Source organism: Hadarchaeum sp. (SeqCode), from assembly GCF_049969415.1.
Lineage (GTDB): Archaea > Hadarchaeota > Hadarchaeia > Hadarchaeales > Hadarchaeaceae > Hadarchaeum.
Window position 1 is genome coordinate 1 of sequence record NZ_JBMFOX010000040.1, and the last position, 8,181, is coordinate 8,181.

Consider the following 8,181-nt stretch of genomic DNA (forward strand, 5'->3'; position numbering starts at 1 on the left):
CGGCCTCGCCGTAGATATTGGGACTACAACGGTGGTTGGATATCTGATAGATTTCAAAGATGGAAATCTGGTAAGCATTGGGTCGCTTCTGAATCCACAGATCCCGTATGGGGAAGACGTGATAACGAGGATAACCTACTGCATTCAAAACGAAGACGGTCTGGAAAAGATAAACCGGGTAATAATTGGCGGCTTGAACAAAATAATCGAAGAGGCCTGTTTGAAGGCAAATGTAAACAAGGAAGAAATCTATGAGGTCACCATCGTCGGCAACACGGCGATGCACCATCTCTTTTTGAAACTGAATCCCAAGTTCTTGGCCCTCTCCCCCTTTACTCCGGTGGTGAGGAGAGGGGTTGACGTGAAGGCCTCTGAGCTGGGGCTCAAAACGAATCCCAGCGCCAACGTTCACGTCCTCCCGGTAATCGCTGGATTTGTCGGCGCCGATACGGTAGGTGTGATCCTATCGACCGACATCTACAAGGAGCCAGAGCTTACGCTGGCGACCGACATAGGAACGAACGGAGAAATCATGCTGGGCAACAAAGAAAGCATCGAAGTATGTTCCACTGCTGCCGGCCCAGCGTTCGAAGGGGCACACCTGAAGCACGGTATGCGCGGTGAGCCGGGAGCAATCGAGAGGGTGAGCATAAAGCCTGACACCTTGGAGGTGGAATACAGCACCATCGACAACCTTCCACCCAAGGGAATATGCGGTTCCGGCATCGTGGACGCGGTGGCCCAGATGTTCCTGGCCGGCATAGTGATGAGAAACGGAAACATAAACCCCGAAATAAAGAACCCGCGGATCCGGAGAAACCAAAACATGCTGGAATTCGTGCTGGCTTGGGAAAAAGAAACGGAGGGGGGTATCGGCGATATCGCCATAACCCAAAGGGATATCCGGGAAATTCAACTGGCCAAGGCGGCAATGTACAGCGGAGCAAAAATATTGATAAAAAGAAGAGGCGTGAGCGAAAAAAACGTGGCTCGCGTCTATCTGGCGGGTGCCTTTGGAACTTACATTGACAAGCTGAGCGCGAAGATAATCGGACTTTATCCGGACATCCCACTGGATAAGGTAAAGTCGGTGGGCAATGCGGCCGGGATGGGGGCAAAGCAGGCCTTAATTTCCAAAGAGAAAAGGTCCGATGCCGAGGAAATAGCGAGGAGAACCAAATACCTCGAACTCACCATTGCTCCCGAGTTCAACGAGGAATTTATCTCCGCGATGTACTTCCCCCACGCAAAAATAGACAGATTCCCCAGCCTGAGAAAAATCTGCGAAGAGCTCCCCAGTTGGTCCGAGATATTGAAATCTTAACAACGAAGCTGCATGAGGTGTACGCTCTGCTCGTGTCCTGTCAAAAATAAATTATAAGGCTTGACTCACACACTCCCAAACACATCTTATCTCGTATCGTCTAAGGAAAATCGAATTCAAAAAACTCAAATAAATTGGATCTCCAACTTTGCCCAAAATCTGGAACAAAAATTGCCAAAAAATTCGAATTTTTTAAATTGTTAGACGAGCCACGCCAATTAGAATCGAAAAGCTGGTCCGGGGGTAACAAGCGCCTGCTGGGCGATTCCGCCTACGACTGGATGCGGAACATTGAACTCACCACGAGGCAGGGCCTCAAACCTTTATTCAAGCCGCGGCCAACTCGTCCCGAGGCTTGCTCAGAAAAGGGGTGCTCCGCGACTTCAGGAGAAACCGCGGGCTCTACCGGCGCAGGGGGTATCGGGGAGGCGATATTTGCGGGCATCGAGAACCGCCACGGTGCCCACACCAGGTGCAAAAGGACAAGGACGAAGGTCCTGAGCATGCTACTCATGCTTGTGGCGCACAACCTACGCACCTACATGCAGGTGCGAGCGGCAGAGAAAATCGGGTTTATTTTATTCTGTGGAATTTTTCGACAAACTCTAAAGCACCTAAAAGGATAAAAGGACTCGTAACAACCATTATACTGAAAAGGTGAAAAAATGGAAAAAAGGGGAATAACAACTTCTGTTGCAGTAGTAATCGGTTTAGTTATTGGTCTAGTAATTGGCGCTGTAGCACTGTATGCTATGACACCACAAGCGCCCGGCCAAACTATTACGGTGACAAAGACAGTGACCGGCACACCACCTGCATCACCAACCGTGACCGGCACACCACCTGCATCACCAACCGCACCCTCCAAGCTCACTATGGGTGTGGTGATGTGGTGGCACCACGATGAGGGCAGCTGGTCGCCCAGCCACGCAAAAGCTGTGGAAGCAGTTGCAGGCAAATATGGGATCTCATACACCTGGATTGAAGAAACTGGCATACAGAACGTTGAGAGTGTAATTGAACAGGCGGCATCTACCTATAATATCATCTACATCGAAACTGACGAGTTCATGGAAGCCGCGCTCAATGTGGCAGCAAGACACCCAGATGTTTACTTTATTCAAGAATGGGAAGCGGGACCAATAGCCGACTCGGGATTGACCATTCCAAATAACATGATATGCATGAACGCAGCGAACGTCCACCAGCCTAACTTTATAGCAGGCGCTGTTGCGGCAAAATTGACGAAAACTGACAAACTTGGGCTCATCATTGCTATCCCGGGACCAAGAGCCAACCGCACGGTAGCGAACCCATTCAGAGACGGCGCGCACTACGTTAACCCGAACATCACCGTTACCCGGGTGGATATGAACTCTTACTCCGATCCGGCAAAGGCTAGGGACACGGTGGCGAGTTTCCATGAAGCTGGCATTGATATCGTTTTTGTGAACCAAGATGACTTCGCAGCGACCTTGGAGGCAGCTGTCAGAGGAATGTACACGTTCCAAGAGTACATCGACATGGTGCAGTATTATCCGGACACCCTCATCGCCTGTTCAATCTGGGACTGGACAAAACCACTGGACACCATAGTGAACGCTATAGTGAACGGAAACTGGCAAAAACTCAGATCTCAAACTGCTGAAGTCTATCTGACGCTGGAAGATGGCTCTCTGGGCTTCCCAACCTGGGGCAATATGGTTCCAGAAGAGGTCAAGGAGTTCGCAGAACAATTGAAACAGGATATCATCAGCGGTAAACTAGTAGTGCCTGAAAAAACCGACTGGGTAGAATAAAACCGATAAAAATTTTCTTTTTTTTAACTTGCTTAGTCGGAGGTAGATTTAATTTTACTGCGGTGTTTATTAAACGGTAACGAGCGGAGCTGCCACAAATGACACCAGTTCCGTCAGATTTATTAGCCAACGAACTCAGCAATTACTGAGATGTATGAAAGCAATTAGATATTATGGGCCAAACAAGCCCCTGAAAATTGAGGATGTCGAAGTACCGAAAATTGTAGACGATGAGGTTCTGGTAAAAGTTAAAGCCGCTGGCATCTGCCACACTGACCTGCACTTTTTGGACGGCACTCTGGTCCCTTGGAAGGGTTCCCTTCCAATCACGCTGGGCCACGAAATCGCTGGCGAAATAGAAGAGGTTGGCAAAAAGGTGAAAAAATTCAAAAAAGGAGACCGGGTGGTCGTCAACAACAACAAAAGTTGCGGCAAATGTGAATACTGCCGGGCGGGAATGGAAAATCTGTGCGACAATTTAGACCAGCATGGTTTCACCATTGACGGCGGCTACGCAGAATATGTGAAAACTGTGGAAAGAACTTTAGTAAAACTGCCAGCTGATGTTCCTTTTGAAAAAGCCGCAGTCCTGCCTTGTGCCGTGGGATCGGTGTATCACGGGCTGGTCGACCAAGCAAAGCTCCAAAAAGGAGAAAGTCTGCTGATAAATGGCTTCGGCGGCCTGGGTACCAGCGCCCTCCAAGTGGCAAAACACATTGGCGCCAAGGTCTTCGTGGTGGACGTCTCCAAAGACAAACTAAAAATGGCTGAAGAAATGGGAGCTGATGGTGTGGTCGACGGGAACATGGCTAATGTCAGCAATGAAATAAAGAAGATGGCTGGGGGGAAAGGCGTAAACGTGGCGCTGGAACTGGTGGGACTTGGGAAAACCATGGAAAATGCTCTTAACAGCCTTGCTAAAACAGGCCGGTATGTGATCATTGGATATACAAAGGATTCCTTGGAGGTAAATCCATTATCTCTAGTAGTTGGAGAATTCAGGATAATGGGTTCGGTCTCCTACACCCATCAAAACCTAATTGATGTCGTCAAACTGGCACATCTGAAAAAGATAAGCCCGGTGGTTTCGAAAATCGTCAGCCTCAACGAAATCCCAGAAGTGCTCAATCAAATGAAAGAGAGAAAAATAGTGGGGAGGGTCGTCGCTAACCCGGAGATGGCCAAACAAGAATAAGCATGAAAATATCTAAAGGCTGCACTGGCACGAAAAGTGTTTCTAACGTCCTCTTATCCTGTAGTACTCATCCAAGAATTTTTCGGCTTGGAAATTATAAGCGACTCCATTCCTTACTCTGGGAATTGTTTTGAATCTATTCGGCAGCACTTCACCCATTTCTTTCCGACCAAGCGCCGCTTTAGCAAAGGATGACTTCATATTAAATATCTCACCACCAATCTCCTCAAGATCGCTTAAACTAAGCTTCATCCCTGAAACCGCTTCCAAAATTCTGGGTATGTAATCGACAGGAAGTCCACCCGCCCAGACTTCAAAGGCAAAGGAACACATGACCAGACTATCAATTACTTCTGCTAGGTTCTGCCTCTTCACCAGCTCTTCTACCATACTGCCGCACCTCAGCCCGACATAGCCGCTTCCTCCTTTGCCGTGATAGGCTCCCGAAGGAAGGGTCGCATAGTTCAGGCCCTTGTCGGGCTGAACCCTGGGATCATGCATGCATATGGGCGCCCCCTTAACGTGCATGGCAAGCCCAACGGCCTCGCCACCTATCGATTCCGCCGTCCTTTTTACACCCTCGGCAAGGATTGCCCCAAAACCGCGTCTAAAGGCAATCATTTCGAGCAACTCGGGAAAATTCTCGCCCTGACCCCAAGATAGCGAGATACCGACTTTCTTATCGGACAAAATTCCTTTCCCAAAGCACTCCATCAAGAAAGCGATTAAAGTTCCAGCCTCAATGGTGTCAATACCGAGCAGATTACATGACCTGTTGGCCTTTATGATTGACATCGGATCGTCCACGAGACAAAGAGATCCCAAAGCGGCTATCGTTTCGTATTCTGGACCCTTCTCATCCACACCATTCCATTCGATTCTTTTTTCACAGCCGACCGGGCAATTTCTGCAAGCCCTCATTTTTATCCTCACTAGATCAGACAACCGGTTGGCCGAAATTCTCTTGGCGGACTCTTCCGACCACCCATCCTGCCCCCAATTTTTCAGTGGAAGGTTTCCTCTTGCCAGATGATTCTCCAGAAAAGATCCTGTGCCGAACTTGGAAAGCCTTTTTATCCCATCCTTCTCCAGCAGGTGCCGCGTCATCTCCTTTGCCAACTCTACCACTTCTTGAGTTGGAGAATATCTATGTTCTCCTTTGAGAGCAATTGCCTTCAGCCCCTTCGATCCCATAACAGCACCAAGGCCACTCCTGCCGGCAACTCTTCCACCGTCATTGGAGATGACCGCAAATTTAACTAAGTTCTCCCCGGCCGGACCGATGGAAAGGACTCTACAATCACCACAAATTTTTTTCACTTCATTCTCAGTTTTCTGGATGTCCAGCCCCCACAAATCCCGCGCGTCCTTAAGCTCAGCCCTGCCGTCTCTAACCCAAAGAAAAAGCGGCCGTTTTGACCGGCCCCGGACCACAACCGCGTCAAATCCTGTAGCTTTGAGTTCAGTGCCCCAGAAACCACCTGCGTCGGCATCACCAAGGGTACCATTCAGCGGAGACTTTGCAGCGACCACGTAACGGCTTGACATAGGCAGAGCCCCAGTGACCGGGCCCGTACAAAAGACTAGAATATTCTTTTCACCCAAAGGCTCAACCAAAGGATCGACCATTTTTGATACGAACCAAGTTGCCAATCCGCTACCGCCGATAAATTTCATTGCCTCTGGGGGAATGTCCTTTGTTCTCAACTCTCCGGAACTCAAATCTACATCCAAAAATTTTCCACTACGGCTGCCGGAAAAATTAGACATCGGTGGCCCTCCTGCTATTCCCGTTTATACGGAACGCCAAGAGCGGAGGGGATGCCTGACTTTTTACCGAGAATTCCGATGATGGCCAAGACGGCAACCACCCCGATGTGGGGTATGACGACCATGAACTCGCTCGGCAAAAACAAAGCTCCGGCAACCTGGAGCCTGGTCTGAATCCCTATAAGTGAGGAAAAGAACAGCGAACCGAGCAGTACGCCCGTCGGAGAGAACCTACCAAAGAGGACAATCGCAAAAGCGACCCATCCGTAACCGGCAATCATCGTATAGTTATATCCCTGCAGCACATGGTCCGCCAAGTAGGCCCCGGCTACGCCCATCAAACCGGCGCCGATGATATTGCAGATCCACCTCACCCGGAAGATGTTTATTCCGGCAATGTCGCCAACTTCAGGGCTCTCGCCGGCCACGTGAATCGCCAGACCCTGCTTGGTCCACTTGAAGATAATGAAGACGACCACAAACATCGCTATCGTCAAGTAGAATACATAATCGAAGCCGAACAGATATCCGAATCTCTCCGGCACCTTAAAGGATCCGGGCAGCAGAATGGGGTACAGGAACTTTCCAAGTCCCTCAGCAAGGAACCAAAGGGTAAATCCGATGACTATCTGGTTCAACCCCCAGTTAACCGTCAGCAGTGACAACAACACTCCAAAAAACATGCCCCAGAGAAATCCGACCAATAGCCCCATCCAGAGTGATCCTGAAATGAAGTATCCGAAAAGGCCGCCCACCGCCCCGGCCATCATGATTCCTTCCACAGCGATGTTGTAAACGCCCGCCTTCTGCCCAATCAAGCCACCGAGAGCGGCCAGCCCTATTACGGGAAAGTAGGAAAGTATTGAGCTTATTATGTCAATCATGCCTTTTTCCTCCTTTTTCTGACCCAGTTAACCAGCTCTGGGAAGAAGACCACAAGGAAAAGAACGCCGAGAAGGACCTCTGAAAGTGCCGATGGCATCCCTAAAGTCGTGAGGGCCAGCGTTCCCTCAATAATTATGGCCACCAAGAATGAACCGAAAGGAACCAGGAGTGGCTCATTTCGGCAAAAGATCGCAATTGGTATGGCGAAGAATCCGTAATTCCCGGTGATACCCGCCTGCATCCGGAAAAATTCACCCAAGACCAGCGACATGCCGGCTAATCCGCACAAACCGCCACTGATAATGGCGCCGACGACGAAAACCCGTTTCACGTTAATGCCCTGGCAGAGCGCCGTTGTGGGATTATCTCCCACCACCCTGAGCTGATAACCCAAAACGGTCTTCTTCATCAAAAAATAAACGATGAAGACAAATGCGATGGCCAAGATGAATGCTGAACTCAACGGTTGGGAAATGAAAGGAAATCTCATCCCTTCAGGGATGGGTGCCGTGCGGGAATAGAGCCCGACCGCCCCCGCCTGTTTCCAGAACCACGGTCCGGAGATGAGGTAGTGGAAAAGCGCCAAGGCGATGAAGTTCATCATCATCGTCACCACGATATCATTCACATCCCATTTTACCTTCAGATATCCTGAAACGGCGCTGTAGAGCCCCGTGATCACGAAACTCAGAATAAACGCTAAAGCAACCGCGGCTAAGTCGGGAAGGCCCAAAAAAAGACAAACCCCTGTAGAGGCGATGGCGCCGATAGCTATCTGTCCCTCGGCACCGATGTTCCAAAAACCTGACTTAAACGCGACGGCAAGGCCCAAAGAGGCCAGAATGAGCGGCGTGGTTCTTTTAAGGACATACAAAATTCCGGAGTGGGACCCAACGGTATAAGTCAAAAAGGTGGAAAAGCTCCGCTCGAGATCAACGCCAGAAACGACTGAGGAAATAGCCACCACACCGATGACGGCTCCAATAATCGCCGCAATATTCAACAGGCCCATTATAAGATTGGATTTTTGAACCTGAATTTTAAGTTTCACTTTGACACCTCTCCTAATTCTTCTTTAGAATATATTTCTTTCGCCTTTCCAGCAGGTCGGCCGCTAGCTCCCCGTGCCTCCTGATGATCTCGTCGAGGTCCACCTTCGTCAGCTTCCCGCCTCTGACCACCACTTCCCCGTCGACCAGCACCGTGTC

The 8,181-nt window shown here is 49.7% G+C and carries 6 protein-coding genes; 3 read left to right on the plus strand and 3 right to left on the minus strand.

The features are described from left to right. From ACP5PX_RS06910 to ACP5PX_RS06920, 3 genes are all read left to right on the plus strand, one after another. On the plus strand, positions 1–1,324 hold a 1,324-nt coding region (locus ACP5PX_RS06910; protein WP_428085240.1), incomplete at its 5' end, for an ASKHA domain-containing protein. Between the two features lie 665 nt (positions 1,325–1,989). Beyond that, complete coding sequence (locus ACP5PX_RS06915) at positions 1,990–3,123, plus strand: BMP family lipoprotein (protein ID WP_428085241.1); 1,134 nt, start codon at positions 1,990–1,992, stop codon at positions 3,121–3,123. 154 nt (positions 3,124–3,277) lie between these two features. Continuing rightward, positions 3,278–4,318: an alcohol dehydrogenase catalytic domain-containing protein gene (locus ACP5PX_RS06920; RefSeq protein ID WP_428085242.1), complete on the plus strand. Its 1,041-nt coding sequence runs from the start codon at positions 3,278–3,280 to the stop codon at positions 4,316–4,318. 42 nt (positions 4,319–4,360) lie between these two features. On the opposite strand, the gene ACP5PX_RS06925 is transcribed toward ACP5PX_RS06920, so the two are convergent. The 3 genes from ACP5PX_RS06925 to ACP5PX_RS06935 are packed head-to-tail and all read right to left on the minus strand — an operon-like array spanning position 4,361 to position 8,024. Beyond that, positions 4,361–6,088: an aldehyde ferredoxin oxidoreductase family protein gene (locus ACP5PX_RS06925; protein WP_428085243.1), complete on the minus strand. Its 1,728-nt coding sequence runs from the start codon at positions 6,086–6,088 to the stop codon at positions 4,361–4,363. Positions 6,089–6,102: 14 nt separating this feature from the next. Beyond that, positions 6,103–6,972, minus strand: coding sequence for an ABC transporter permease (locus ACP5PX_RS06930; RefSeq protein ID WP_428085244.1), 870 nt, complete (start codon positions 6,970–6,972; stop codon positions 6,103–6,105). Continuing rightward, entirely contained in the window at positions 6,969–8,024 is a 1,056-nt protein-coding gene (locus ACP5PX_RS06935) for an ABC transporter permease (RefSeq protein WP_428085245.1), read from the minus strand. Before ACP5PX_RS06935 ends, ACP5PX_RS06930 begins: the two co-directional genes overlap by 4 nt. Between the last annotated feature and the right edge of the window lie 157 nt (positions 8,025–8,181).